27 protein-coding genes are annotated in these 24,824 nt (G+C 65.8%); 9 read left to right on the forward strand and 18 right to left on the reverse strand.

Annotated elements, in window-relative coordinates:
- Positions 1 to 46 precede the first annotated feature (46 nt).
- The 4 genes from FQV39_RS18910 to FQV39_RS18925 form a co-directional block, all read right to left on the reverse strand.
- Positions 47 to 1,111: a phosphotransferase family protein gene (locus tag FQV39_RS18910; RefSeq protein ID WP_149131698.1), complete on the reverse strand. Its 1,065-nt coding sequence runs from the start codon at positions 1,109 to 1,111 to the stop codon at positions 47 to 49.
- A 9-nt stretch (positions 1,112 to 1,120) separates the two neighbouring features.
- Positions 1,121 to 2,338: an acyl-CoA dehydrogenase family protein gene (locus tag FQV39_RS18915; RefSeq protein ID WP_149131699.1), complete on the reverse strand. Its 1,218-nt coding sequence runs from the start codon at positions 2,336 to 2,338 to the stop codon at positions 1,121 to 1,123.
- 8 nt (positions 2,339 to 2,346) lie between these two features.
- Positions 2,347 to 3,093 carry an SDR family NAD(P)-dependent oxidoreductase gene (locus tag FQV39_RS18920; protein ID WP_149131700.1) on the reverse strand — a complete coding sequence of 249 codons (747 nt, stop codon included), beginning with the start codon at positions 3,091 to 3,093 and terminating at the stop codon, positions 2,347 to 2,349.
- 126 nt (positions 3,094 to 3,219) lie between these two features.
- Positions 3,220 to 3,426 carry a CsbD family protein gene (locus tag FQV39_RS18925; RefSeq protein ID WP_149131701.1) on the reverse strand — a complete coding sequence of 69 codons (207 nt, stop codon included), beginning with the start codon at positions 3,424 to 3,426 and terminating at the stop codon, positions 3,220 to 3,222.
- A gap of 146 nt (positions 3,427 to 3,572) precedes the next feature.
- On the opposite strand from FQV39_RS18925, the gene FQV39_RS18930 reads away from it, so the two are divergent.
- The gene (locus FQV39_RS18930) at positions 3,573 to 3,908 is read left to right on the forward strand and encodes a GIY-YIG nuclease family protein (protein ID WP_149131702.1); all 336 of its coding nucleotides are present in this window, start codon (positions 3,573 to 3,575) and stop codon (positions 3,906 to 3,908) included.
- Between the two features lie 30 nt (positions 3,909 to 3,938).
- On the opposite strand, the gene lepA is transcribed toward FQV39_RS18930, so the two are convergent.
- Positions 3,939 to 5,744 carry a translation elongation factor 4 gene (gene lepA, locus FQV39_RS18935; RefSeq protein ID WP_149131703.1) on the reverse strand — a complete coding sequence of 602 codons (1,806 nt, stop codon included), beginning with the start codon at positions 5,742 to 5,744 and terminating at the stop codon, positions 3,939 to 3,941.
- Between the two features lie 106 nt (positions 5,745 to 5,850).
- Here lepA and FQV39_RS18940 point away from each other — a divergent pair, with 106 nt between their 5' ends.
- Together FQV39_RS18940 and FQV39_RS18945 are read left to right on the forward strand one after the other, a co-directional pair.
- On the forward strand, positions 5,851 to 6,450 hold the full coding sequence (locus FQV39_RS18940; RefSeq protein WP_149131704.1) for a helix-turn-helix domain-containing protein: 600 nt from the start codon (positions 5,851 to 5,853) through the stop codon (positions 6,448 to 6,450).
- Positions 6,447 to 6,983, forward strand: coding sequence for a GNAT family N-acetyltransferase (locus FQV39_RS18945; protein WP_149131705.1), 537 nt, complete (start codon positions 6,447 to 6,449; stop codon positions 6,981 to 6,983). The genes FQV39_RS18940 and FQV39_RS18945 overlap by 4 nt, the downstream gene beginning before the upstream one ends.
- 16 nt (positions 6,984 to 6,999) lie before the next feature.
- Here the strand turns inward: FQV39_RS18945 and FQV39_RS18950 are convergent, their stop codons facing one another.
- The 6 genes from FQV39_RS18950 to hrcA all read right to left on the reverse strand — a co-directional run bounded on the left by FQV39_RS18950 (position 7,000) and on the right by hrcA (position 11,655).
- Entirely contained in the window at positions 7,000 to 7,209 is a 210-nt protein-coding gene (locus FQV39_RS18950; RefSeq protein WP_149131706.1) for a hypothetical protein, read from the reverse strand.
- Positions 7,203 to 7,406: a hypothetical protein gene (locus FQV39_RS18955; RefSeq protein ID WP_149131707.1), complete on the reverse strand. Its 204-nt coding sequence runs from the start codon at positions 7,404 to 7,406 to the stop codon at positions 7,203 to 7,205. The genes FQV39_RS18950 and FQV39_RS18955 overlap by 7 nt, the downstream gene beginning before the upstream one ends.
- A gap of 20 nt (positions 7,407 to 7,426) precedes the next feature.
- Positions 7,427 to 8,692 carry an N-acetylmuramidase domain-containing protein gene (locus FQV39_RS18960; protein ID WP_149131708.1) on the reverse strand — a complete coding sequence of 422 codons (1,266 nt, stop codon included), beginning with the start codon at positions 8,690 to 8,692 and terminating at the stop codon, positions 7,427 to 7,429.
- Between the two features lie 16 nt (positions 8,693 to 8,708).
- Entirely contained in the window at positions 8,709 to 9,920 is a 1,212-nt protein-coding gene (locus tag FQV39_RS18965; RefSeq protein ID WP_248313436.1) for a TIGR02594 family protein, read from the reverse strand.
- 145 nt (positions 9,921 to 10,065) lie between these two features.
- Positions 10,066 to 10,320, reverse strand: a complete 255-nt coding sequence (locus tag FQV39_RS18970; protein ID WP_149131710.1) for a DUF3297 family protein — start codon at positions 10,318 to 10,320, stop codon at positions 10,066 to 10,068.
- Positions 10,321 to 10,569: 249 nt separating this feature from the next.
- The gene (hrcA, locus tag FQV39_RS18975) at positions 10,570 to 11,655 is read right to left on the reverse strand and encodes a heat-inducible transcriptional repressor HrcA (protein ID WP_149131711.1); all 1,086 of its coding nucleotides are present in this window, start codon (positions 11,653 to 11,655) and stop codon (positions 10,570 to 10,572) included.
- Between the two features lie 142 nt (positions 11,656 to 11,797).
- Between hrcA and rph the strand changes: the two genes are divergently transcribed.
- From rph to hemW, 3 genes are all read left to right on the forward strand, one after another.
- The gene (gene rph, locus FQV39_RS18980; protein WP_149131712.1) at positions 11,798 to 12,514 is read left to right on the forward strand and encodes a ribonuclease PH; all 717 of its coding nucleotides are present in this window, start codon (positions 11,798 to 11,800) and stop codon (positions 12,512 to 12,514) included.
- A gap of 167 nt (positions 12,515 to 12,681) precedes the next feature.
- The gene (gene rdgB, locus FQV39_RS18985) at positions 12,682 to 13,332 is read left to right on the forward strand and encodes an RdgB/HAM1 family non-canonical purine NTP pyrophosphatase (protein WP_149131713.1); all 651 of its coding nucleotides are present in this window, start codon (positions 12,682 to 12,684) and stop codon (positions 13,330 to 13,332) included.
- The gene (gene hemW, locus FQV39_RS18990) at positions 13,329 to 14,528 is read left to right on the forward strand and encodes a radical SAM family heme chaperone HemW (RefSeq protein WP_248313064.1); all 1,200 of its coding nucleotides are present in this window, start codon (positions 13,329 to 13,331) and stop codon (positions 14,526 to 14,528) included. Before rdgB ends, hemW begins: the two co-directional genes overlap by 4 nt.
- A 141-nt stretch (positions 14,529 to 14,669) precedes the next feature.
- Here hemW and FQV39_RS18995 read toward each other — a convergent pair whose 3' ends face one another.
- From FQV39_RS18995 to ugpB, 5 genes are all read right to left on the reverse strand, one after another.
- A complete protein-coding gene (locus FQV39_RS18995; protein WP_149131714.1) occupies positions 14,670 to 15,749 on the reverse strand; it encodes a sn-glycerol-3-phosphate import ATP-binding protein UgpC in 1,080 nt (359 codons plus the stop codon).
- A gap of 7 nt (positions 15,750 to 15,756) precedes the next feature.
- On the reverse strand, positions 15,757 to 16,605 hold the full coding sequence (gene ugpE, locus FQV39_RS19000; RefSeq protein WP_149131715.1) for a sn-glycerol-3-phosphate ABC transporter permease UgpE: 849 nt from the start codon (positions 16,603 to 16,605) through the stop codon (positions 15,757 to 15,759).
- The gene (locus FQV39_RS19005) at positions 16,605 to 17,354 is read right to left on the reverse strand and encodes a creatininase family protein (RefSeq protein WP_149131716.1); all 750 of its coding nucleotides are present in this window, start codon (positions 17,352 to 17,354) and stop codon (positions 16,605 to 16,607) included. The genes ugpE and FQV39_RS19005 overlap by 1 nt, the downstream gene beginning before the upstream one ends.
- Complete coding sequence (gene ugpA, locus FQV39_RS19010; protein ID WP_149131717.1) at positions 17,354 to 18,235, reverse strand: sn-glycerol-3-phosphate ABC transporter permease UgpA; 882 nt, start codon at positions 18,233 to 18,235, stop codon at positions 17,354 to 17,356. Before ugpA ends, FQV39_RS19005 begins: the two co-directional genes overlap by 1 nt.
- A 73-nt stretch (positions 18,236 to 18,308) precedes the next feature.
- On the reverse strand, positions 18,309 to 19,634 hold the full coding sequence (gene ugpB / locus FQV39_RS19015) for a sn-glycerol-3-phosphate ABC transporter substrate-binding protein UgpB (protein WP_149131718.1): 1,326 nt from the start codon (positions 19,632 to 19,634) through the stop codon (positions 18,309 to 18,311).
- A gap of 198 nt (positions 19,635 to 19,832) precedes the next feature.
- Between ugpB and FQV39_RS19020 the strand changes: the two genes are divergently transcribed.
- The gene (locus tag FQV39_RS19020; RefSeq protein WP_149131719.1) at positions 19,833 to 21,011 is read left to right on the forward strand and encodes a fumarylacetoacetate hydrolase family protein; all 1,179 of its coding nucleotides are present in this window, start codon (positions 19,833 to 19,835) and stop codon (positions 21,009 to 21,011) included.
- Positions 21,012 to 21,230: 219 nt separating this feature from the next.
- On the opposite strand, the gene FQV39_RS19025 is transcribed toward FQV39_RS19020, so the two are convergent.
- Complete coding sequence (locus FQV39_RS19025) at positions 21,231 to 22,127, reverse strand: methylated-DNA--[protein]-cysteine S-methyltransferase (protein WP_149133924.1); 897 nt, start codon at positions 22,125 to 22,127, stop codon at positions 21,231 to 21,233.
- 199 nt (positions 22,128 to 22,326) lie between these two features.
- Positions 22,327 to 22,854, reverse strand: a complete 528-nt coding sequence (locus tag FQV39_RS19030; RefSeq protein WP_149131720.1) for a DUF2244 domain-containing protein — start codon at positions 22,852 to 22,854, stop codon at positions 22,327 to 22,329.
- A gap of 20 nt (positions 22,855 to 22,874) precedes the next feature.
- Here FQV39_RS19030 and nth point away from each other — a divergent pair, with 20 nt between their 5' ends.
- Both nth and xylF read left to right on the forward strand, forming a co-directional pair.
- Complete coding sequence (nth, locus tag FQV39_RS19035) at positions 22,875 to 23,588, forward strand: endonuclease III (RefSeq protein ID WP_149131721.1); 714 nt, start codon at positions 22,875 to 22,877, stop codon at positions 23,586 to 23,588.
- Between the two features lie 129 nt (positions 23,589 to 23,717).
- Positions 23,718 to 24,764 (forward strand): D-xylose ABC transporter substrate-binding protein, encoded by a 1,047-nt coding sequence (gene xylF, locus FQV39_RS19040; protein WP_149131722.1) that lies wholly within the window; start codon positions 23,718 to 23,720, stop codon positions 24,762 to 24,764.
- The last annotated feature ends 60 nt before the right edge of the window (positions 24,765 to 24,824 follow it).

Raw genomic sequence — 24,824 nt, forward strand, 5'->3', positions numbered from 1 at the left:
CCGGCCATCTCGCGACCAGCGCGCTCTGGTCCAGAGATTCTCGGGTCTACGCTTCGCTTCGCCCGAGAATGACGTCTGCCCCCGCCATGGCTTCAAGCGCCCGCTGCGCGAAGCGCTGCGCCAGAGGCGCAAACTCCGCAGCATTGGCAGCGGCAGCTGTTCCGCTCCTGACACGGTCGGCAATGCCGACGAAGATCACGGCGAAACGGAACAGCGCGAAAACGAGATGGAAGCGCATGAGCGGAGCGGTCGGCACCGCATGCTCATAGTAATGCGCGAGGAATTCGCGCTCGGTCGGAATGCCAAGTGTCGCATGGTCGAGCCCGAGGATGCCGCCATATTCGTCCGGCGCCGTATGCCAGGGCATGGCGCAATAGCCGAGATCGGCGAGCGGGTGGCCGAGCGTCGACAATTCCCAGTCGAGGATGCCGATCACCTCGGGCTTCGTCGGATGGAACAGCAGGTTGCCGAGCCGGAAATCGCCATGCGCGATCGCGACCTGCCCGTCATCGGGCGGCAGATGCGCCGGCAACCAGTTGGCCACCGCGTCCAGCTCCGGGATAGGTTCTCCCGGAGATTCGCGCAGCTGCTTGGTCCAGCGCGCGATCTGGCGCTCGAAGTAATTGCCGGGCCGGCCGAAATCGCCGAGACCAACCTCGTCGGGCTTGACGGCGTGGAGCTTCGCCAAGGCCTCGGCCATGCCGAGATAGAGACCGCGCCGTTCTGCCGGCACGAGACCAGGCAAGGCGCAATCATGGAAGATCCGGCCGTCGAGCCGCTCCATCAGATAGAAGGGCGTGCCGAGTGGCTCGGGCTCGGCATGGAAAAGCACCGCGCGCGGGACCGGCACATCGGTCGATGCCAGGGCTTCGAGAACACGGTATTCCCGGTCGATAGCGTGGGCGCCACGCAGGATCGGGCCCGACGGCTGCTTGCGCAGCACCAGACGTTGCCCGCCGTGATCGACGAAATAGGTCGGGTTGGATTGCCCGCCGCCGATTCGCTCGATGGAGAGCAAGCCCGGGCCGAAGCGCTCGTCCAGGAAGACCGCCAAAGCGGCGGGGTCGAAATCGGTCTTGCCGCCTGAAGCCTCGCCGCCCTGTCCGGTCATCGCGATGCCTCAGCCCTGTGCTTGTCCGGCGACGGGCCAGCGCCAGAAATCCCGGCCTTCCTCAGTGAGGAAGCGGTTCAGCACCATCTTGTGAACCTCGTCGGCGCCATCGACCAGCCGCGCCTGGCGGGCGTAGCGGTAGATCCACTCCAGCACTGTGTCCTTGGAGTAACCGCGTGCGCCGTTGATCTGGATCGCGACATCGGCGGCATCGTGCAGGACATTCGCGACCTGGACCTTGGCCATCGAGACCTCCTTGCGGGCGAAGCCGCCACGATCGAGCTCCCAGGCCGCCTTCATCACCAGCATGCGGCCGATTTCGATGCGCATGGCGAGATCTCCGAGCTTGAGCTGGATGCTCTCGCGATCGGCGAGGCGCTGGCCGAAGCCGTAACGCTCGGCGGCATAGGCCTGCGCGATCTCGATGCAGCGCTTGGATAGGCCAAGCCAACGCATGCAATGGGTCAGGCGGGCCGGGCCGAGGCGAACCTGCGTCACCTTCATGCCCCTGCCCTCGCCGCCGAGCACATCCTCGGTCGGGATTTCCAGCCCATCGAACTCCAGTTCGCAATGGCCCCCATGCTCTTCCGGCCCCATGATCTCGATGCGTCGGAGGATGCGCCATCCCGGCTGATCGGCATGGAAGAGGAAGGCGGTGAGGCCGTTGCGCGCATCGTCCGAGGTGCGGGCGATCAGGATGAAGTGCTTCGCCTCCTCCGCGCCGGTGATGAACCATTTGCGGCCGCTGACGACATAGCGGTCGCCGCGCCGCTCGGCCTTGGTCAGGATCATCGAAGGGTCGGATCCGCCGCCCGGATGCGGCTCGGTCATGGCGAAGGCGGAGCGGACCTCGCCCTCGACGATGGGTTTCAGCCAGCGTTCCTTCTGGTCGGGCGTGCCCAGCGCCTCCAGCACCATCATGTTGCCGTCATCCGGCGCAGCCGAATTGAAGGCGACGGGGCCGAAGATCGAGCGGTTCATCTCCTCGTAAGCGACCGCCATGCCCATCTTGCCGAGTCCGGCCCCGCCGGTCTCGGGCTTGAGCTGCAGGCACCAGAGCCCGGCGGCACGGGCCTTGGCGCGCAAGGTCTCCAGCAGAGGCAGCGCGATATTGCCATGGGCGTCATAGGACGTCTGGTCCGCTTCGAGCGGCATGATCTCGCGCTCGACGAAGGCAGCGATGCGGGCGCGATAGTCTTCGATGCGGGGGGAAATCTCGAAATCCATGGCCGTTCTCACAGGGACGAAACGAGATGGCCGCCATCGACCTCGATGGTCGCGCCGGTGATGTAGCTGCCAGCGGCCGAGGCGAGCAGCAGCAATGCGCCGTCGAGTTCCTCCGGCCGGCCGAGCCGGCGCTGCGGGATGCGCTTGACGAGTTGCTGCCCGGCTTCGGTGGCGAAGAAATCGCGGTTGATGTCGGTCTCGATATAGCCTGGGCACAGCGCATTCACCCGGAGACCGTCGCGCGCCCATTCCAGCGCCAGGGCCTTGGTGAGCTGGATCACGCCCGCCTTGGAGGCCGCATAGGCGCTGACGCCGCCCGCGACACGATGGCCGAGGATCGAGGCGATATTGACGATGGCGCCGCCCTTGCCACTCTCGCGCATGCCGCGCGCGACCGCCTGAGCGACGAGGAAGACGCCCTTCAGATTGGTGTCGAGCACCGCGTCCCATTCGGCTTCGGAAAGGTCCGCGGCTCGGCCGGCGCCGCTGATGCCGGCGTTGTTGATCAGGATGTCGAAGGGCCGGTCGCCGAGCGCATTCGCGATGGAGGCGGAATCGGCGACGTCCAGGGCAAGGCTATGAGCGGTGCCGCCCGCTGCGGCGATCACTTTCCCGGCGGCCTCCAGCGCGGATTGCCTGCGCGCCGCCAGCGTGACCGCGACGCCATGACGCGCGAGCACTGTCGCGAAGTGCAATCCCAGCCCGCCTGACGCCCCCGTCACCAGGGCGCTCTTCCCAGAAAGATCCTCGAACATCAGGCATCCCGCTTCGAACGCGGGCAACTGTCGGCCGGTTGCCGGCTGTGATCAAGCGCGTGCCATGCAAAAAGCCCGGCGCCACGCGCCGGGCTTTGCTTGATGTCCGAACAGCCGCCGGTGGGGTCAGTGCCACCGCTGACGGTCGTACCATGCATCAATGTCGCTACGGACCTGATCCTTGGCGATGCCGTAACGCTCCTGGATCTTGCCTTCGAGCTGGTCGCGCTTGCCAGCGATGACGTCGAGATCGTCATCGGTCAGCTTGCCCCACTGCTCCTTCACCTTGCCCTTGAGCTGCTTCCAATTTCCTTCGACCCGATTCCAATCCATCGGATGCTCCTTTCTCGTGAGTGGATGGCTTATCAACGTCTCAGGAGTGGAATGGTTCGGCAGCCGCCGGATCCTTCGGACGCAGTTGCATCATTTTTACCCGGATGATATTTGATACGCCGTTCTGATGACAGTGGCGACGAGCGATGCGCAGCGAAGATAGAAAGGCGGCAACGGCCGCCTACAAGGAACGAAAATCGGTGGCGGGCATCTATGCCTTCCGCTGCGAGGCGAGCGGGCAGATCTGGGTCGGCCGCGCGCCCGATCTGGCGACGATCGAGAACCGCCTGCGCTTCACGCTGCGCCATGGCAGCCACCGGCAGCGCAGCCTGCAGACAGCGTGGAACGCGCAGGGGTCCGACGCCTTCCGGTTCGAGGCGCTCGAAAGGCTGGAGGACGAGGATATCGCCTATGTGCTCGATCGGGTGCTGAAGGAGCGCCTCGCCCACTGGCAGGCAAAGCTCAACGCCGAGGCGCTCTAGAATGCAGGCGGCGCGCTGGAGCGCCGCCGCTCAGTCGTCCATCTTGAGGGCGGCGATGAAGGCTTCCTGCGGGATTTCGACCTTGCCGAACTGCCGCATCTTCTTCTTGCCTTCCTTCTGCTTCTCCAGAAGCTTGCGCTTGCGGGTGGCATCACCGCCATAGCACTTGGCCGTCACGTCCTTACGCAGCGCGCGGATGGTCTCGCGGGCGATGATCTTGCCGCCGATCGCGGCCTGCACCGGGATCTGGAACATATGCGGCGGGATCAGCTCCTTGAGCTTCTCGCACATGGCGCGCCCGCGTGCTTCTGCGCGGGTACGATGGACGAGCATCGAGAGCGCGTCGACCGGCTCGGCATTGACCAGGATCGACATGCGCACGAGGTCACCCTCGCGATAATCGGTGATCTGGTAATCGAAGGAGGCATAGCCCTTCGAGATCGACTTGAGGCGGTCATAGAAGTCGAAGACCACCTCGTTGAGCGGCAGATCGTAGACGACCTTGGCGCGCGAGCCGACATAGCCGAGGTCGATCTGCAAGCCGCGGCGGTCCTGGCAGAGCTTCAGCACCGAGCCAAGATATTCGTCCGGCGTGAAGATGGTGGCGCGGATCCAGGGCTCCTCGATCGCCTCGATCTTCATCACATCCGGCATGTCGGCCGGATTGTGCAGCTCGATCGCGCTGCCGTCGCGCAGGCGCAGGCGGTAGACGACCGACGGTGCCGTCGAGATCAGGTTGAGGTTGAACTCGCGCTCCAGCCGCTCCTGGATGATCTCGAGATGCAGCAGGCCGAGGAAGCCGCAGCGGAAGCCGAAGCCGAGCGCCGCCGAGGTCTCCATCTCGTAGGAGAAGCTGGCGTCGTTCAGGCGCAGCTTCGCCATCGCGCCACGCAGCAGCTCGAAATCGGCGGCGTCGACCGGGAAGATGCCGCAGAACACCACCGGCTGCACCGGCTTGAAGCCCGGCAGCGGCTCGGCGATCGGCTTCTTCTCATCGGTGATGGTGTCGCCGACGGCGGTATCGGCGACCTCCTTGATTGAGGCGGTGAAGAAGCCGACCTCGCCGGGGCCGAGTTCCTTCACTTCCTGCATCTTGGGCTTGAACACGCCGACGCGGTCCACGCCATAGGAGGCGTTGGCGCGCATCATGCGGATGGTCATGTTCTTCTTGAGCACGCCGTCGATGATGCGCACGAGCACGACGACGCCGAGATAGGCATCGTACCAGCTATCGACCAGCATCGCCTTGAGCGGAGCCTCCGGGTCGCCCTTCGGCGGCGGCAGCTTGGTGACGATCGCCTCCAGCACGCCCTCGATGTTGAGGCCGGTCTTGGCCGAGATCGGCACGGCATCCGAGGCGTCGAGGCCGATCACATCCTCGATCTGCTCCTTGATCCGCTCGGGATCGGCGGCGGGCAGGTCGATCTTGTTGAGGACGGTAACGATCTCGTGGTTGGCGTCGAGTGCCTGGTAGACGTTGGCGAGCGTCTGCGCCTCGACACCCTGCGAGGCGTCGACGACCAGCAGCGAGCCCTCGCAGGCCGCGAGCGAGCGCGAGACCTCATAGGCGAAGTCGACATGGCCGGGGGTGTCCATCAGGTTCAGGATGTAGGTCTTCCCATCCTTCGCCTGGTAATCCAGCCGCACCGTCTGCGCCTTGATGGTGATGCCGCGTTCCTTCTCGATATCCATCGAGTCGAGGATCTGGTCGCTCATGTCGCGGGCCGCGACGGTGCCGGTCTGCTGGATCAGACGGTCGGCCAGCGTCGACTTGCCGTGGTCGATATGCGCGACGATCGAGAAGTTGCGGATATTGTCGATGGTGCGGGTGCTCATGCGCGCGCCATAGCAGTGAAGCCGCCTGCCGCCAAGCGCCGGCCCGCAAATGCGCCTGCGCCGGGCAGGCTTGCCATTCTAATATAAGAGAATTATTCTCTGATTCATGGAATTCGAGAACGACATCGAGATCGACCGGTTGCTAGGGCAGCGACTGAAGGCCGCCCGCCAACGCCATCGCCTGACGCTCGACGGGCTCGCTAAGCGCAGTGGCGTCAGCCGTGCCATGATCTCCCGGGTTGAGCGCGGCGAATCGAGCCCGACGGCCGCGCTGCTGGTCCGGCTCGGCTCCGGCCTCGGCCTCTCGCTCTCGGCACTGCTGGAAGAAGATGCAGGAACCGGGCCTCTGGCGCGCCGCGACGCCCAGCCGGTCTGGCGCGATCCGGCGAGCGGCTATCTGCGCCGCAACGTCTCGCCGCGCCGCACGGGCTCGGGCTTCGAGATCGTCGAGGTCGAACTACCCGCCGGTGCCGAAGTCCGGCTCGACAATGCGAGCGGCGCGCCGGCACTCGACCAGCAGGTCTGGGTGCTGCAGGGCCGCCTCGACCTATCGGTCGACGGCCTCCTTCACGAGCTCGCCGAGGGCGACTGCCTGCAGATGCATCTGCGCGGCGCCATCATCTACCGCAATCCAGGCACCACGCCCGTTCGCTACGCCGTCATCCTCGCCGCCAAGAGTGGCGCCTTCCCGGGACATATCGCATGAACGCGACCACCCTCACCGTTGCTGTCGAGGCGCTTGATGCCGAGGCCGCCACAGCTGCCATCCCGGCGCTGGCGGAAATCCTGCGCGATTGCGTCGCCAACGGCGCCTCTGTCGGCTTCATGAACTGGAACACGCTGGCCGACTATGAGCGCTTCTGGCGCGATGTCGCGGCGAGCGTTGCGGATGGGCAGGTCATCCTGCTCGCAGCGCGGACCGCAGACGGCCTCGTCGGCACGGCGCAGCTCCATCTGATCGGCAAACCGAACCAGCCGCACCGGGCCGAGATCGCCAAGGTGCTCGTACATTCGCGCGCGCGCCGGCAGGGTATCGGCGAGGCGCTGATGCGCGCGGCCGAGGCGATCGCGCGGGAGAAGGGCCGCGACCTCCTGGTGCTCGACACCGACGAGCACGGCGCGGCAAGGCGGCTCTACAATCGGCTGGGCTGGACCGAGGTCGGCACCATCCCGCGCTATGCGCTGATGCCGGACGGCGCCGATTGCGGCTCGACCTTCTTCTACAAGGAACTACGCTGAGGGAGCACTCCTACCGTCAGCTCTTGCGTGCCCTGCGCAGCATGACGGTCGGGCCGGCCTGCTTGCCCGTGCTGCAGGAGACCTCGGCGATGTCAGCGAACTGACCGGCTTTGAATGTGCAGTCCCGCGGGTGACCGAACATGCGCTTGCCGCTGCAGTGAACGACGAAGCTGTTGACCTTGGCGCTTGCGGTGGCGCCGATCTTGGAACCGCTGCCCGTCAACATGCATTCGACATAGCCCCCCGGATCATTTCCCTCAGCATCACTTCCTGGCCGACGACATCGATGACCAGGCCGAGATGACCTTCGCGCTCGGCGAGGAGAACCCAGTCACCCTTGAGATCCGAAAGGGCGGGCGCCGCGGCGAGAGGCCCGATCAGGGCGGAAACAGCTCCGCATACCGCGATGCCGCGGCACGCCATGCGAATCCATCTGCCTCGCATCATCCCCTCCAGTGCTCGACCGGCGCGAAGACGGCGCGCGACGGTGAATTCCTCTCGAAACCTTCGCGACGGTCGGCGACGCGCTCCTCCGCAATTCCCGCGATACTGCGAAACAGAAACAACCCAGCCCCGACGGCCGCCGCCGGAACGAGGCCAGCGGACCCGAGATACGGCAGGGCGCCGACAGCGAACTCACCGAGGGATTTCACTGCGTCGCCAGCCCCGGACGCCGGCGTGAAGATGGTTTTGAAGATGCCTTCGACCGCCTGACCGACGCCGGGGATCGCTCCCAGACCGCCGAGGATACCGGCGGCGCCGACGCCAATGGCGGCTTTGCGATTATTGTCGGCAGCCACAATTGCAGGCACGCCATCATCATACAGGTCTCCCGGTGTCGCCCGTGCTCGCGCCCGCGCGATCGGCATCGGCAACCCACCGGCGAGAGCGAGTAACGTCGCATCGTCGGGCAGCCCCGTCGCCGGCAGGCCGTTTTGCATCTGAAAGGCGAAGAGGGCCCCGGAGGTGATTGGACCGAAGAGGCCATCGACCTTGCCCACAGAATAGCCCAGACGAGCCAGCTGCTCCTGCACGCGTTCCATCTCGGTCCGTCCGCGCGTGACCGAGGGCGAGGGAGTCGTTGCAACGGTTCCGGGCATGCGCAGCCGCGCGGCCCAGGCTCCGTAGGCCGTTTCCAGGCGTGTGTCGTAACGGTTCGCAGCGTAGCCCTTGCCGTTATAGCGATACGCAAAACCCGCCCAATCGCGGCTCCGCAAGGCCTGCATCATCGCCGGATTCACCGCGATGAAGCGCAGCATCGCCTCGATCTGCGCAGTCGCGCCCGTCGCCATGTTCGCGATCATGTCGGTGGCCGAGGCGTAGCCCAGCGCGACCGCATTGAAGCCCATGATCTGACCGAGCCCCCAAGAGGCGGAACGGTTGGCGAGTTCCTCATGGATCGCCCGGGCACGCTGCAGCAGGCCGAGACGGCCTGCACGCCCCTGATCGGCATATTGCGAGGAGCGCTGCCAGCTCGGGATGGCGAGGCCCTCCGCTTCCGCCCGCACCAGAAGGGACGGCGCGGCCTCGCGCAGCAGCCGATGGAAGACATGCTTCTCGAACAGGAAGACGGGCGTGATGCCGTCAGCCTCGAAAGCGCGACCGTTGCTCTCGACCTCGACGACGGCGAGGGCCGCGGCCGGCTCCAGCCCCTGTCCCTGGGCCAGTCGCGTGATCTCGTTGACGATGTCCTGCGTGAAATCGACCATAGGCTCCCCCCTTCGATCAGAAACGCAGATTCGCGCCCGTCCGATGTTCGTCGACACGCTGGGCGGTGGTCGCCTGGGCGTTGCGCCAGAGCATGACGGCAAGCACGATCAAGATAATCCAGACTCCGCCTTTCGACCCCAGAAGGACCGGCAGGAGTGTCGGCAGGGAGCTTCCCGCCTCGTCGGCAACGGCTGCGGGCATGACCCAATCCGTCACGGAGGGCGATTGCACAACCTGCGTTGAAGCTGCTTCAGCCTTGGTGGCCAACTGACCCGTCTTCTCGAAGAGGCCTGTTCGCGCATCGGTCAGCCCCAACACGCCAAACAAGGCAGTCGCGAGCGCCAACCAGCGACCGCGGTCGGTCAGCGCGATCGTCTCCGAACCCTCTCGCTTCAGATCCCGCGCCGTCTCGTTGCGCCGCTCCGGCCAGAGCGGCATCGGTTCGCCCTTCCGAAGCTGGAACCAGGTCCGCGCGTCGACGATGCCGGTAGGCGGAATGCCATTGGCCTGCTGGAACGAGAAGACAGCAGTCATCGTCCGCAGCCCGTAGTCGCCATCTTCCTTCCCGACTGGATAGCCCTGCTCCTTCAGGAGCCCCTGAATGGCCTCGATCTGATCGACGGAATCGGGATTTGCGCCAGGGCGCAGCGGCAAGAATTCAAGGAGCGCCTGCCCACCATCAATCGCGCCGAGCACTCCGCGCTGCTCGTCCTCCAGGGCCTCCGTCGTAACCTGATCGTCTGGCACACCGAGCTGCAGGATATTCGGCAATAGGCCGCTGGTCGCGACCGGAGCGCGCTCGGTTGGCCAGCGATAACCAAGCAGCCTGGACTTCGGATAGCTGGAGACCTTGACGCTGTCCCCCTGGTTGCCGCCAAGCAGGAGCAGTTGGTCATCATCCTCGCGCAGAAAGAAGCCAACATGGCCATAAGAGCTGTTTGCCCCGTTGCGAGAAAGAACGACGATGCAACCTTCGCACGGCTCATCGAGCTTCGTACCGAGTTTGAGATAGCTCCGCGCCATCAGCGAGCGGCTCGAGGCGTAGCCGGAAAGCACGAGGCAGGCGCCGACGAAAGCCGCGCACCACGCCTCTTCGTCGCTGCGAACCTGGCCATGTCCCGACAGACGGAACATCTCCAATATCCGCGGCTCAGCCGCTGTGCCCTTGTATTCGGTGATACCTCGAAGGGTATTCGCGATCAGCCACCATGGGGACGACATGGGCACCTCATGCAACTTATGGTTGCACGATCAATGCATATGCGCCTCTTCAACGCAATGCCGTAGCGGCAACTGCGTTAATGCGAGAGGTTCATGAGAACGCCGGCCAGTGCCCGGCGCCTCGGTCTCGCAACCGTGAAGGGGGCTTCCGTCAGCCTTCGGCCTGAGCCGCGCCGCGGATATAGGGCTCGACCGGGCCCTTGAGCGTGATCGTCATCGGGCGGCCGAAGCGGTCCTTGGCGTTGCCGGCCGCGACCTTCACCCAGCCCTCGGAGACGCAGTACTCCTCGACATTGGTCTTCTCGACGCCCTTGAAGCGGATGCCGATGTCGCGCGCCAGCACCTCGGCGTCGTAATAGGGGCTGTCCGGGTTGACGGAGAGGCGGTCGGGAAGCTGCTCTGACATGGGCCTTGGCTCTTACGGGTTCGGGGCGCTTTCGCGCGGAGATAGCCTCATCCGCGGCGGAAGCCAAATTCTTCAAGATGGAAACACGCGGTCATTCCGGGCTTGACCCGGAATCCATCGTAGAGCGCAGGAGCGCTACGATGGATTCCGGATCGGCGCGGCGGAGCTTGTCCTTGGGCCAACCGAAGGTCGGACCCGAGGGCCGCTTGTCCGGAATGACGGCGTATGTCCTCAAAGAGATGTTGCGCGTCAGCGCTCGCCGTCGAGCAGGCGGCCGACGACCTTGGCGGTGTAGTCGACCATCGGGACGATCCGAGCATAGTTCAGCCGCGTCGGGCCGATGATGCCGACAACGCCGACGATGCGCTGCTCGGCATCGCGGAAGGGCGCCGCCACCATCGAGGAGCCGGACATCGAGAACAGCTTGTTCTCCGAGCCGATGAAGATGCGCACGCCGTCACCCTGCTCGGCGCGGGTCAGGAGGTCGATGACGTCGGTCTGCGTCTCCAGATCGCCGAAGAGCAGGCGGATGCGCTCGAGATCCTCCTGCGCCTTGAGGTCTTCCAGCAGGTTGGCCTGGCCGCGGACAATCAAGTGGCGGTCGCTGCTCGGGCCCGACGAGGTGGCGATGCCGTTCTCGACCAGCCTCGCGGTCAGCGCGTCGAGCTCGCGCTCCATCTGCGTGCGCTGCGTCGCGATCTCGCCGCGCAGCTCAGCGAGCGTCTTGCCGATGATGCGGGCGTTGAGAAAGTTCGCCGCCTCGCTCAGCGCCGAAGCCGGCAGGCCGGGTGGCAGCGCCAGCAGGCGATTCTCAACCGTGCCGTCCTCCGCCACCAGCACGACGAGCGCGCGGGCGGGATCGAGCCGGACGAACTCGATGTGCTTCAGCCGCGGGTCGGCCTTGGTGGTGACGACAACACCAGCACCGCGCGACAGGCCGGAGAGCAGGGCCGAGGCTTCGGTCAAGGTCTGGTCAAGGCTGCGATTCGTCGCGGCAGCCCTGATCTGCGCCTCGATGCGCGTACGCTCGTCCGAGGTGAGGTTGCCGACTTCCATCATCGCATCGACGAAGAAGCGCAGCCCTCGCTCCGTCGGAAGGCGGCCTGCAGAGGTATGCGGTGCATAGATCAGCCCCGCCAGCTCGAGATCGGTCATGACGTTGCGCACCGTCGCCGGCGAGAGCGACATCGGCAGCAGGCGGGCGATGTTGCGCGAGCCGACCGGCTCGCCGGTCGTCAGATAGCCGTCGACGATCTGGCGGAAGATCTCGCGCGAGCGCTGGTCGGTCTCGACCAGGGTGCTCACCGTTTCCGGGCGGGGTGTGTGGGCGCTCATGAGCCTTTGCGGACGAACCGTTCCTCCATCCTATTGTCGTCGTGCCGTGCGCATGGATCAAGGGGCGGAATGGGCCTCAGCCTTGCCGTATAGGGCGGGAGAGCCTACAAGCCGCCACTTCTCCGCAAGACAGGATCATTTCATGCGACCCTCCAAACGCGCCGCCGACGAGATGCGCAAGGTCACGCTCGAACGCGGCGTGGTGCGCTATGCCGAGGGCTCCTGCATGGTGACGTTCGGCGAGACCAAGGTTCTCTGCGCCGCCACCGTCGAGGAAAAGGGGCCGCCGTGGCTGCGCGGCACCGGCAAGGGCTGGGTTACCGCCGAATATTCGATGCTGCCGCGCGCCACGCATGAGCGCACGCGCCGCGAGGTCACCTCCGGCAAGCCGTCGGGCCGCACGCAGGAGATCCAGCGGCTGGTCGGCCGCTCGCTGCGGGCCGTGGTCGACCTGACCGCGATCGGCGAACGCCAGATCGTCGTGGACTGCGACGTGCTGCAGGCCGATGGCGGCACCCGTACGGCCTCGATCACCGGCGCCTGGGTCGCGCTGCACGATGCGCTGAAGTGGATGGAAGGCCGCGGGCTGCTCAAGGGCACCAACCCGCTGAAGGACCATGTCGCCGCCGTTTCCTGCGGCATCGTCGCGGGCCAGCCGGTGATCGACCTCGATTATGTCGAGGATTCCGGTGCGCAGACCGACGCGAATTTCGTCATCACCGGCGCAGGCGGCCTGGTCGAGGTGCAGGGCACGGCGGAAGGGGCGCCCTTCTCGGAGGAGGAGCTGCTCGCGCTGCTCAAGCTCGCCAAGGGCGGCGTGTCCAAGCTCGTCACGCTGCAGAAGGCTGCGGTGGCGTAGGCTCCCGCGTCATTCCGGGGCTTCGCGGCAGCGAAGAGCCCGGAACCCATGAACACTGGCCTTGCCGATGATCCGTGACGCTTCTTGAATAAGATCGCGATGATGCAGCCTGACGACAAAAACCTGTGTTCATGGGTTCCGGGCTCGCTCCTGCGGAGCGCCCCGGAATGACGGGGTCGCATCGCCTCCTCACCGGCAGGGTCGTGATCGCGACCCACAACCAGGGCAAACTGCGCGAGATGCGTCAGCTGCTGGCACCCTACGGCATCGAGCTCGTCTCGGCCGGGGAGCTCGGCCTGCCCGAGCCGGCCGAGGACGGCACCATGTTCTCGGAGAATGCGGCGATCAAGGCGGTCGCGGCGACCAAGGCGAGCGGCCTGCCGGCGCTCTCCGACGATTCGGGCGTTTGCATCGACGCGCTCGACGGGGCGCCCGGCCTGTTCTCGGCCAACTGGGCCGGTCCAGGCAAGGATTTCGCCCCGGCGATCGCGCGCGTGCAGATGGAGCTGGCGAAGCGCGGCGCCGCCACGCCCGACAAGCGCAAGGCGCATTTCGTCTCGGCGCTGGTGATCGCCTGGCCGGACGGCCACCAGGAGCTGTTCGAGGGGCGCGTCTTCGGCACGGTCACGCATGAGGTTCGCGGCGCGGGCGGCTTCGGCTACGACCCGATCTTCCTGCCCGATGGCCACGAGAAGACCTTCGGCGAGATGACGACCGACGAGAAGCACGGCATCCCGGCCGATGGCTCGCCCGGCCTGTCCCACCGCGCGCGTGCCTTCCACGCGCTTGCCGCCGCCTGCCTGAGGAAGCCGGCGTGAGCGCCCCGGCCGCCCTGTCCGAGCGGCCGCGCACCTCGCATCCCACCGCGGATGCGGGCTTCGCGGTCTATGTGCATTGGCCGTTCTGCCTGGCCAAATGCCCCTATTGCGACTTCAACAGCCATGTCCGGCTGCAGCCGCCGGACCAGGCCCGCTATATCGCAGCCTTCCGCCGCGAGATCGCGCATCGGGCGGCGCTGGTGCCGGGCCGCACGGTGTCATCGATCTTCTTCGGCGGCGGCACGCCCTCGCTGATGGAGGGCCGCACGGTCGGCGCGATCCTCGACGCGATCGGGGAGCACTGGGCGGTCGATCCCAATTGCGAGGTGACGCTAGAGGCGAACCCAACCAGCGTCGAGGCCGGGCGCTTCCGCGACTTCAGGGCGGCGGGCGTCAACCGCGTCTCGCTCGGCGTGCAGGCGCTGAATGACGCGGACCTCAAGGCGCTCGGCCGGATGCATTCGGCCGAGGAGGCGCTGGCGGCGGTCGCGATCGCGCGGCAATATTTCGAGCGCTACTCCTTCGACCTGATCTATGCCCGTTCGCCGGCGCAGACGCCGACGCTCTGGCGCGCCGAGCTGGAGCTGGCGATCAGTCATGCGGCCGAGCATCTTTCGCTCTACCAGCTCACCATCGAGCCGGGCACTGCCTTCGAGCGGCTGTTCCGGGCTGGCAAGCTCGCCATTCCCGACCATGACGCTGGCGCGGCGCTCTATGAGACGACGCAAGAGATCACGGCCAAGCACGGACTGCCGGTCTACGAGATCTCGAACCACGCCAGGCCGGGCGCGGAGTGCCGCCACAACCTCGTCTACTGGCACTATGGCGAATATGCCGGCGTCGGCCCCGGCGCCCATGGAAGGCTGGTGACGGCGCAGGGCCGCATGGCGCATTCGACCGAGAAGCGGCCCGAAATCTGGCTGGAGCGCGTAGAGGCGGAAGGCCATGCGCTCGTCGAGGACGAGCGCCTGAGCGAGGAATCGCAGGGCGACGAATATCTGCTGATGGGCTTACGCCTCGTCGAGGGCATCGACCCGGCCGTGTTCAAGGCACTGGCGGGCCGCGAGCTCAACGCCAAGCGCGTCGCCAGCCTGATCGACGAGAAGCTCCTGATGCACCGGCAGGGCGGCCGGCTCGCGGCGACACCGGACGGCGCGCTGCTGCTCGACGCACTGGTAGCCGACCTGGCGGCTTGAGCGGAATCACGGACGGCGTGAACGCTGTCGTCATGCTCGCCCCTGTGGCGAGCATCCACGTCTTGAACACAGCACGTCGTGAAGGAAGACGTGGATGGTCGGGACAAGCCCGACCATGACGGACAGCGGACGAAAAGTCGCTCAGCCCTTCCCCAACCGCACGCCCGTCTTCGGATCGAAGACATGGACCTTGTCGGGATCGACCGTGATCCAGAGCCGGCCTTCCTGCGCGGCGACATCGCCCGTCGCCGCCTGCATCACGAAGGGCTGGCCAGCGAGCTTGCCGTGGAAGAGCTGGGTTGCGCCGAGCTCCTCGATGAACTCGACGTCGAAGGGCAGCGAGCCCGCTTGGCCTTCCGAGGCGATCTCGATGTCCTCGGGACGCAGGCCGATTTCGACCGGCGTCTGCGCCGCCAGATCCTCGCGCAGGTCGCGCGCCTCGAGGATGGCGTCGCCGAGCGCGACGATGCCGTGGCCGTCGACGGTGCCCGGCAGGATGTTCATCGGCGGCGAGCCGATGAAGGTTGCGACGAACTTGCTGGCCGGCTTGCGATAGACCTCGGCCGGCACGCCGATCTGCTCGACCTGGCCGGCATTCATCACCACGAGCTTGTCGGAGAGCGTCATCGCCTCGACCTGGTCGTGGGTGACGTAGATCGAGGTGACGCCGAGCGCGCGCTGCAGCTTCTTGATCTCGACGCGCATCTGGACGCGCAGCTTGGCATCGAGGTTCGAGAGCGGCTCGTCGAAGAGGAAGACCTGCGGCTTGCGCACGATGGCGCGGCCCATGGCGACGCGCTGGCGCTGGCCGCCGGAGAGCTGGCGCGGCCGGCGCTCCAGGAAGGGTTCGATCGCCAGGATGCGCGCCGCCTCCTTCACCCGCTTGTCGATCTCGTCCTTCGGCGTGCCGCGATTGCGCAGGCCATAGGCCATGTTGTCGTAGATGTTCATATGCGGGTAGAGCGCATAGTTCTGGAACACCATGGCGATGTCGCGGTCGGCCGGCTCGATCTGGTTGACGACGCGGCTGCCGATCGCGACCTCGCCTGAGGAGATCGTCTCCAGCCCCGCGACCATGCGCAGCAGCGTGGACTTGCCGCAGCCGGAGGGGCCGACCAGCACGCAGAAGCCGCCGTCGGGAATGTCGAAGGAGACGCCCTTCACGGCCTCGACGCCGCCGGCATAGACCTTCTTGACGCTGTTGAGAGTGACCTGGGCCATTCGCGGATTACTTCTCGGTTTCGACCAGGCCCTTCACGAAGAGCCTCTGCATGGCGATGACGACGAAGACGGGCGGCAGCATCGCCAGCATGGCCGTGGCCATGGCGAGCTGCCATTCGGTCAGAGCGTCGGCGGTGACGATCATCTTCTTGATGGCGATGACGATGGTCTGCATCGAGTCCTTGGTCGTCACCAGGAGCGGCCAGAGATACTGGTTCCAGCCATAGATGAACTGGATCACGAACAGCGCCGCGATCGTGGTGATCGAGAGCGGCAGCAGCGTGTCCTTGAAGAATTTGAACGGCCCGGCGCCATCGATCTTCGAAGCCTCCAGCAGTTCGTCCGGGACCGTCATGAAGAACTGACGGAAAAGCAGCGTGCCCGTCGCCGAGGCGATGAGCGGGATGGAGAGACCCTGATAGGTGTCGAGCATGTTGAGATCGGAGACGATCTTGAAGGTCGGAAAGATACGGACCTCGACCGGCAGCATCAGCGTGATGAAGATGATCCAGAACGCCGCCATGCGGAACGGGAAGCGATAATAGACCACCGCATAGGCCGAGAGCACGGAGATGAAGATCTTACCCAGCGCGATCGCCATCGCCATGACGAAGGAGTTGAGCATCATCCCGATCACCGGCTCGCGCGTCGTGCTCGAAGTCCCGACGAAGAGGATGCGGTTGTAGTTCTCGAAGAAATACGGCCCCGGATAGAGCGGCATCTGGCCGTTGATCACGGTCGAGGCATCCCAGGTCGAGGCGACGAAGGTCAGCCAGACCGGGAAGGCGACGATCAGCACGCCGATCGTCAGGATGACATAGGCGATCGCGTCGCCAAGGCGGCGGTCCTCGACCATCAGATCCCCTTCCCCATCTCGCGCAGCAGCCCGGCCAGCGCTTCGGCGCAAGCGTCGAGGCAGGCCTGGCCTTTCTGCGTCGTGGCCCGGCGTGCATCGCCGACCACGCCGGTCTCGGTCATATCCCGGAAGGAACGATGCCGCGACACGGTCGCACGTCCGGGCAAGCCGCCGCGGGCGCCAAAGGCCTCTCCAAGACGCGCGTCGCGAACCGAGCCCGGCGCCAGCACCATCATCATCGAAGTCTCGACCTCGCAGGCATGCTGCACGCCCTGCTGGTCCTCCAACAGCGGCCCGAGCGCGTCCTGAGCCAGCAGGAAATAGGTGGTCGCCTCGACATGCAGCCGCGTCTCGCGGGCGAAATCGGGCAGGAAGGCGGTCAGCGCGGCGATGTTGCCGCCATGGCCGTTGACGATCAGCACGCGGTGGAAGCCGTGGCGCTCGATGCTCTTCAAGAAGGCGAGCAGCACCGCGCGATAGGTCGGGATATCGAAGGTGAAGGTGCCGCCGAAGGCCATGTGATGTTCGGCCATGCCGCACCACAAAGTCGGCGCGACCACCACCTCGACGTCGGCCGCGCGCTCTGCTGCCGCCTTGCAGACACCGCTGCACAGGATGGTGTCGACGCCAACGGGCAGATGCGGCCCGTGCTGCTCGATCGAGGCGACGGGGAGGACGATGATGGTGTCCTTCGCCGCCTTGGCGCGCAGCTCCTCGGCGGTCAGGTCCTGCCAGAGCACGGAGGCCATCAGTAGCTCACCTTGCGTTCGATGAAGCGGAACTGGATCGCGGTCATGGCGATGACCATGATCAGCAACACCACGGACTGCGCCGCCGAGCCACCGAGATTGGAGCCGCCCTTGCCGTCGGAGAAGACCTTGTAGACCAGCGTTTCCGTCGCGCCCGAGGGGCCGCCGCCGGTCACCGTGTCAATGATGCCGAAGGTGTCGAAGAAGACGTAGACCATGTTGACGACGAGCAGGAAGAAGGTCGTCGGCGAGAGCAGCGGGAAAACGATGGTCCAGAAGCGGCGCATCGGCCGCGCGCCGTCGATCACCGCCGCCTCGATCACGCTCTTCGGGATCGACTGCAGGCCGGCGAGGAAGAACAGGAAGTTGTAGCTGATCTGCTTCCAGGTCGCCGCGAGGATGACGAGCAGCATGGCGTGGTTGCCGTTGAGCCGCGGATTCCATGGAATGCCGAGCGATTGCAGCCCGCGTGCGAGCATGCCGAGCGAGGGATCGAACATGAAGATCCAGAGCACGCCGGCGATGGCGGGCGCCACCGCATAGGGCCAGATCAGCAGCGTCTTGTAGACCTCGGCGCCGCGGATCTGCCGGTCGGCCATCACCGCGAAGAGCAGCGCGATCGACAACGAGAACACGCAGACGAAGGTCGAGAAGATGACGGTGTTGATGAAGGCCTTGAGATAACCGGGATCGGCGAAGAGCGTCTGGTAGTTCTCGAACCAGACGAACTCCGTCGAGGTGCCGAAGGCGTCTTCCAGCAGGAAGCTCTGCCAGACCGCCTGGCTCGCCGGCCAGTAGAAGAACACGACGGTGATCGCGAGCTGCGGCAGCAGCAGCAGGAAGGGGATGGTCAGCCCCTGGAAGTACGCGTTCTTCTGCATCGGCTTCCTTGAACGAGACAGCCATCCCGGACGCATTTGTCCGGGATGGCCCTAGGGATGCAAGAGCGATCGATCAGCGCTGGGCGGTGCGCTCGAACTGGCGCAGCATCTGGTTGCCGCGCTCGGCCGCCGCGTCCAGCGCCGCCTGCGGCGACTTCTGGCCGTTCAGCGCCGCCTCCAGCTCCTCCGACCAGATGTCGCGGATCTGGACGAGGCTGCCGTAGCGCAGGCCCTTCGAGTTGTCGGTCGGGGTCTTGTTGGTCAGCTCCAGGATCGGGGTCTCGAGATAGGGCTTGTCCTTGTAGAAGCCGGAAGCCTTGACCTTCTCGTAAGCCGCCTTGGTGATCGGCAGATAGCCCGACTCGGTGTGCAGCTTCACCTGACGGTCGACATCCGAGAGGAAGGTGAAGAACTTGGCGACACCCTTGTACTCGTCAGCCTTCTTGCCACCCATCACCCACAGCGAGGCGCCGCCAATGATCGAGTTCTGCGGCGCACCCTGCACGTCCGGATAATACGGCATCGGCGCGTTGCCCCAGTCGAACTTGGCATTCGCCTTGACGTTGCCGAAGAAGCCCGAGGAGGTCAGGAAGATCGGGCACTCGCCCGAGGTGAAGCGGCCCTCGCCGTTATTGGTGCGGCCGGAATAATCGTAGGTCTTGTCCTTCTGCAGCTCGACCAGATTGGTCCAGTGCTTGAGGAAGGCCGGGCTCTTGTTGAAGTTCAGCACGGCGTCGAAGCCAGCCATGCCGTTGACCTTGGTCGAGAGCGCCACGTTATGCCAGGCGCCGAACTGCTCGATATTGGCCCAGGTCGCCCAGGCATTCGAGACGCCGCACTTGTCATAGCCGGCAGCCTTCAGCTTCTTGGCGGCCTCGAAGGTCTCGGGCCAGGTCTTCGGCGGCTTCGCCGGATCGAGGCCCGCCTTCTTGAAGGCGTCCTTGTTGTACCACATCACCATCGAGGAGGAGTTGAACGGCATCGAGAGCATGTCGCCCTTAGCCGTCGAATAATAGCCGGTGATCGCGGGGAGATAGGCGTTCGGGTCGAACTTCTCGCCGGCTTCCTTCATCACCTCGTGGACCGGCTTGATCGCGCCCTTGGCCGACATCATCGTGCCGGTGCCGACCTCGAAGACCTGCAGGATATGCGGCGCCTGGCCGGCGCGGAAAGCGGCGATGCCGGCGTTCAGCGTGTCGGGATAGGAGCCCTTGTAGACGGGAACGACCTTGTAGTCCTTCTGCGAGGCGTTGAAGTCCTCGGCGAGCTTGACGACCACGTCGTTGTTGGCGCCGGTCAGGGCGTGCCACCACTGGATTTCGGTCTGCGCGAGAGCGGGGGCGGTGCCGGCGAGCGCGAAGGCCGCGACCGACATCAGGATGCGCGATTTGATGGTCATGGACTGTCTCCCTTCCGCGGGCGGACCCCGCCGCGGTTCTTGTCGTTGGTGCGCAAGCTAGCATGAAGCGCGGGCGACAGTTCAATGACAAAACGATGACAGTTTTTGCAAGCCACATATGGCCGCTGCCGGCTTGCGCATTCACGCATAAACGGCTGATCTGCGCATCCTGACTCGCCTTCGTTTCCGGACCGGATCATGCCAAACCTCGCCCTCGCCGTTTCGACGACCCTGCCGCAGGACGCCGGCGCCGCCGCTCTGGCCGGCCGCGTCTGGCGCCCTGATCTCGGCGGCCCGGCGGTGGTCATGCTGCGCGACGGCCAGGTCATCGACATTACCGCCGCTTTCCCGACCAGCCGCGACCTCTGCGAGAGCGCCGATCCGGCGGCCGCACTGCGCGCGGCGAAGGGCGAGGCTCTCGGCCCGCTTGCCGAGATTCTGGCCAACACGCCCGTGGACGGCCGCGATCCGAAGCGCCCCTGGCTGCTGTCGCCGCTAGACCTTCAGGCGGTGAAGGCGGCCGGCGTCACCTTCGCGGTCTCGATGCTGGAGCGCGTCATCGAGGAGAAGGCGCGCGGCAACCCGGCCGCCGCTGCCACGATCCGGAGCGAAATCGGAAAACTGATCGGCGACGACCTCTCCAAGCTGAAACCCGGCTCGCCCGAGGCGATGCATCTCAAGGAGGTGCTGATCAGGCAGGGCGCCTGGAGCCAGTATCTCGAGGTCGGCATCGGGCCGGACGCGGAGATCTTCACCAAGGCGCCGCCGATGTCGACGGTCGGCACAGGCGCCGATGCCGGCCTGCATCCGGCCTCGAGCTGGAACAACCCGGAACCCGAGATCGTCCTGATCGTCGCCTCCGACGGACGCATCGTCGGCGCTACGCTGGGCAACGACGTCAACCTGCGCGATGTCGAGGGCCGCTCGGCCCTGCTGCTCGGCAAGGCCAAGGACAACAATGCGGCCGCCGCGGTCGGCCCCTTCATCCGCTTCTTCGATGCCGGTTTCACGCTCGATCATATCCGCAAGACGACCGTGACTTTGACGGTCGAGGGCGAGGACGGCTTCACGCTGGAGGGCTCGTCCTCGATCGCCAAAATCAGCCGCGACCCGGCTGATCTCGCCGCCCAGATGATCAGCCCGCATCATCAGTATCCGGACGGAGCAGCGCTCTACCTCGGCACCATGTTCGCGCCGATCAAGGATCGCGATGCGCCGGGCGGCGGCTTCACTCACAAATACGGGGACATCGTCACCATCGCAGCGCCCGAGCTCGGCAGCCTCGTCAACCGGATGAAGCGCACCGACGCCTGCGAACCCTGGACCTTCGGCGCCTCGCATCTGATGCGCCACCTTGCCAAGCGTGGGCTGCTTTAGAGCCTGCTTCCTTTTCGGCGGAACCGCGCCGTCATTCCGGGGCAGGCCGAAGGCCTGAGCCCGGAACCCATGAACACCGTCTCAGCAGGAAGAGCAGTCCTCCGAACCGGTCCGGCCCTATCTGGAGCGTCGTGTTCATGGGTTCCGGGCTCTTCGCTGACGCGAAGCCCCGGAATGACGGCGCGGTTCCGGTAAGGCGCCGCAGACTCTGCGGGAGGCTCAGCCAGCGGCCGCCTGGCCAGCCTCCCAGCCGAGGATGGCGCGCTTGCGCGTCAGGCCCCAGTGATAGCCGGTGAGTGCGCCAGACTTGCCGATGACGCGGTGGCAAGGCACCACGAAGGAGATCGGGTTCTTGCCCACCGCCATGCCGACCGCGCGCGCCGCTGTTGGGCGGCCGATATGGTTGGCAACGTCGCCATAGGTCGTGGCGCAGCCGACCGGGATCCTGAGCAGCGTCTCCCAGACCCTGACTTCGAAATCGGTGCCGATCAGCACGACACGCAAGGGCGTCTCGGGAGTCCAGGCCTTGGGCTCGAAGATGCGGCCAGCATAGGGCGCCGTCAGAGCCGGATCGTAATGATAGTCGGCATGGGGCCAGCGCCGCATCATGTCGGCCAGTGCTTCGGCACGCCCGCCCACGACCTTGCCGCCGTCGACGCTGTTCGAAACCCAGCCGAGCCCGGCAAGGCCACGATCAGTGACCACGATGAGCGCCTCGCCGAAGGGAGAGACATGGAAGCCGTAGGAGAGCTTCAGCCCCTCTCCGCCGAGCTTCCACTCGCCGGGCGACATCGCCTCATGCGTCACGAAGAGATCGTGCAGCCGGCCGGGGCCGGAAAGCCCGACCTCGAGCGCGGTGTCGAGGATGCTGGCGGAGGAGGCGAGCAGCCCCTTGGCATGGTCGAGCGTGATCGCCTGCAGGAAGGCTTTCGGCGTGAGGCCGCACCAGCGCCGGAAGAGATGATGGACATCGGTCGGAGTCGCGCCGGCCGCATCCGCGATCGCCTCGATCGTCGGCTGCTCGCGCCAGTTATGGGTGATGAAGGCCAGGATGCGGCGGACGGTGTCGTAGTCCGAGCCCGGCGCCACGGCGGGGAAATCGGCCTCGCTCGGCATGGCTTCGGCAGCGCGCGCCAGCACCGCATTGGAAAAGCGCGTCGGTGTCATCGCCGTTTTCATCGGAGCATGAGCGTTCATGAGTATCACCTCGCATCTGTCGTCATGATGCGAATCTAGGGCGCCAACCATGCCGTTCCCACCCGAAAGCTGACAAGGGCAGGCTTGCCACTGCTATAGCTTCCTGCGGCTGACCGTCTCAGAGTGCGCCGGAATCGGGGCCGCGCCGTGCGCGCGCCAGGGCCGTTCCCAGCGCATCGGCGAAGCCGGCACGCTCCTGCGGCGAGAGCGCGGTCGCGACCGCGACGCTCTGCCCGCGCGAGACCAGCGTGAGGCCGAGCAGGCCATAATCCTCGTCGGTCTGGCGTTCGAGCCGGGTCCAGGCCGGATTGAAACGCCAGATGGCCTCGCGGCCGCGATGCGAGACCTTGCGCAGGAAGATCTCCAGCGGCGTCACCACGATGCGCTCGAAAGCGCGGGCGTGGCGGAAGTTGACGTGGAAGGCGATGAAGAGCGCGAGCACGTCGAGGCCGAAGAAGCCGGCGACCGGCCACGCGCCGAGCACCACGAAGGGGATCGAGGAGATCACGCTCGCCAGAGACACCAGCGTCATCACGATGCGGAAGCCGTTCTGGCCGAGCGAGCGATGCGGCGTGATCGTCGCGTCGAAGACCGGCCGCGTCATCGCGTCCGGGCTGTCGCTGACTGTGCTCTTGCCGGGGTCCATAGCCGCATTATAACGCCGTCATGGATCAGCAGAACAGGCCCGCGCGCGCCCGCGCCCCCGCCAAGCGCATCACTTCGACGGGATCTCGGGCGCGCGCGCGCAAGCCGGCCGAGATCCGCGAGATATTCGAGCGTTTCCGCGCCGCCAATCCAGAGCCCAAGGGCGAGCTGGAATCGGTGAACGCCTTCACCCTGCTGATTGCCGTCGTGCTCTCGGCACAGGCGACCGATGCCGGGGTCAACAAGGCGACGCGCAAGCTCTTCGCCATCGCCGACACGCCGGAGAAGATGCTGGCGCTCGGCGAGGACACGGTGCGTGAGCACATCAAGACGATCGGCCTCTACCGCAACAAGGCGAAGAACGTCATCGCCCTCTGCGAGAAACTGATCGCTGCGTTCGGTGGGCAGGTGCCGACGACGCGCGAAGCCTTGGAAAGCCTGCCGGGCGTCGGCCGCAAGACGGCGAATGTCGTGCTCAACATCGCCTTCGGCGAGATCACCCACGCCGTCGACACCCATGTCTTCCGCGTCTCCAACCGGCTCCGGATCGCGCCGGGGAAGAACGTGCTGCAGGTCGAGCTCGGGCTGGAGAAGGCGATCCCGGAGGAGTTCGGCCGGCATGCCCATCACTGGCTGATCCTGCACGGACGCTACACCTGCAAGGCGCTCAGGCCCGAATGCGGGCGCTGCATCCAGAACGACCTCTGCGACTCTCCCGACAAGCGCGTTGCCTGAACGTTCCGCCTTGATCCTTGGTCTGCTTGACAGCCTCCAGCGGCTGGGCTGAGCTTCGTGCGCCGGACGCCTTGGAGGCTCGGAGAAGCCTGAGAGTCTGCGGCAGAGGAAGCTCAGGAGGTCAGTGTGATGAAGCGTTTCGTCCTCGCGGCGAGCATCGCCGTTGCCGCCATTTCCATTCATGCTGGCGCCTTCGCCCAGTCGAAAGGCCCGGTCATCGGGGTGAGCTGGTCTAACTTCCAGGAAGAACGCTGGAAGACCGACGAGGCTGCGATGAAAGCGGCGATCGAGAAGGCCGGCGGCACCTATCTCTCGGCGGATGCGCAGTCATCGCCGGCCAAGCAGCTCACCGACGTCGAAAGCCTGATCGCGCGCGGCGCCAAGGCGATCATCGTGCTGGCGCAGGACGCGCAGGCCATTCGCCCGGCCGTCGAGAAGGCGGTGAACGAGGGCATCGGCGTGGTCGGCTATGACCGCCTGATCGAGATTCCGCAGGCCTTCTACCTGACCTTCGACAATGTCGAGGTCGGCCGAATGATGGCGCGCGAGATCCAGAAGGCGAAGCCGGAGGGCAACTACGTCTTCATCAAGGGCTCGAGCTCCGATCCCAATGCCAATTTCCTCTACCAGGGCTCGATCGAGGTGCTGAAACCGGCCATCGACGGCGGCAAGATCAAGAATGTCGGTGAAGCCTTCACCGATGGCTGGCTGCCAGCCAACGCCCAGCGCAACATGGAACAGATCCTGACGCGCAACCAGAACAAGGTCGATGCCGTGATCGCCGCCAATGACGGCACGGCGGGCGGCGCCATCGCGGCATTGGCTGCGCAGGGCCTCTCCGGCTCCGTGCCGGTCTCCGGTCAGGACGCCGACCGCGCAGCATTGAACCGCGTCGCACTGGGCACGCAGACCGTGACGATCTGGAAGGATGCGCGCGAGCTCGGGCGCAACGCCGCCGAGATCGCGGTCAAGCTCGCCGGCGGCGCCAAGCTCTCCGAAATTCCGGGTTCGGCAGCCTGGGACCAGGGCCCGACCAAGCAGAAGATGACGGCGCTCTTCCTCAAGCCCGTGCCGGTGACGAAGGACAATCTCAACGCCGTGATCGAAGCCGGCTGGGCGCCGAAATCGGCGGTCTGCCAGGGCGTCGCGGCGGGCAAGGTCAAGGCCTGTGACTAGAGCAGGCTGCGAAAAAGTGGGAACCGGTTTTTCGCAAGAAGCCTGCTCCAGATTTTTTGT

The sequence above is a fragment of the Bosea sp. F3-2 genome, from assembly GCF_008253865.1.
Lineage (GTDB): Bacteria > Pseudomonadota > Alphaproteobacteria > Rhizobiales > Beijerinckiaceae > Allobosea.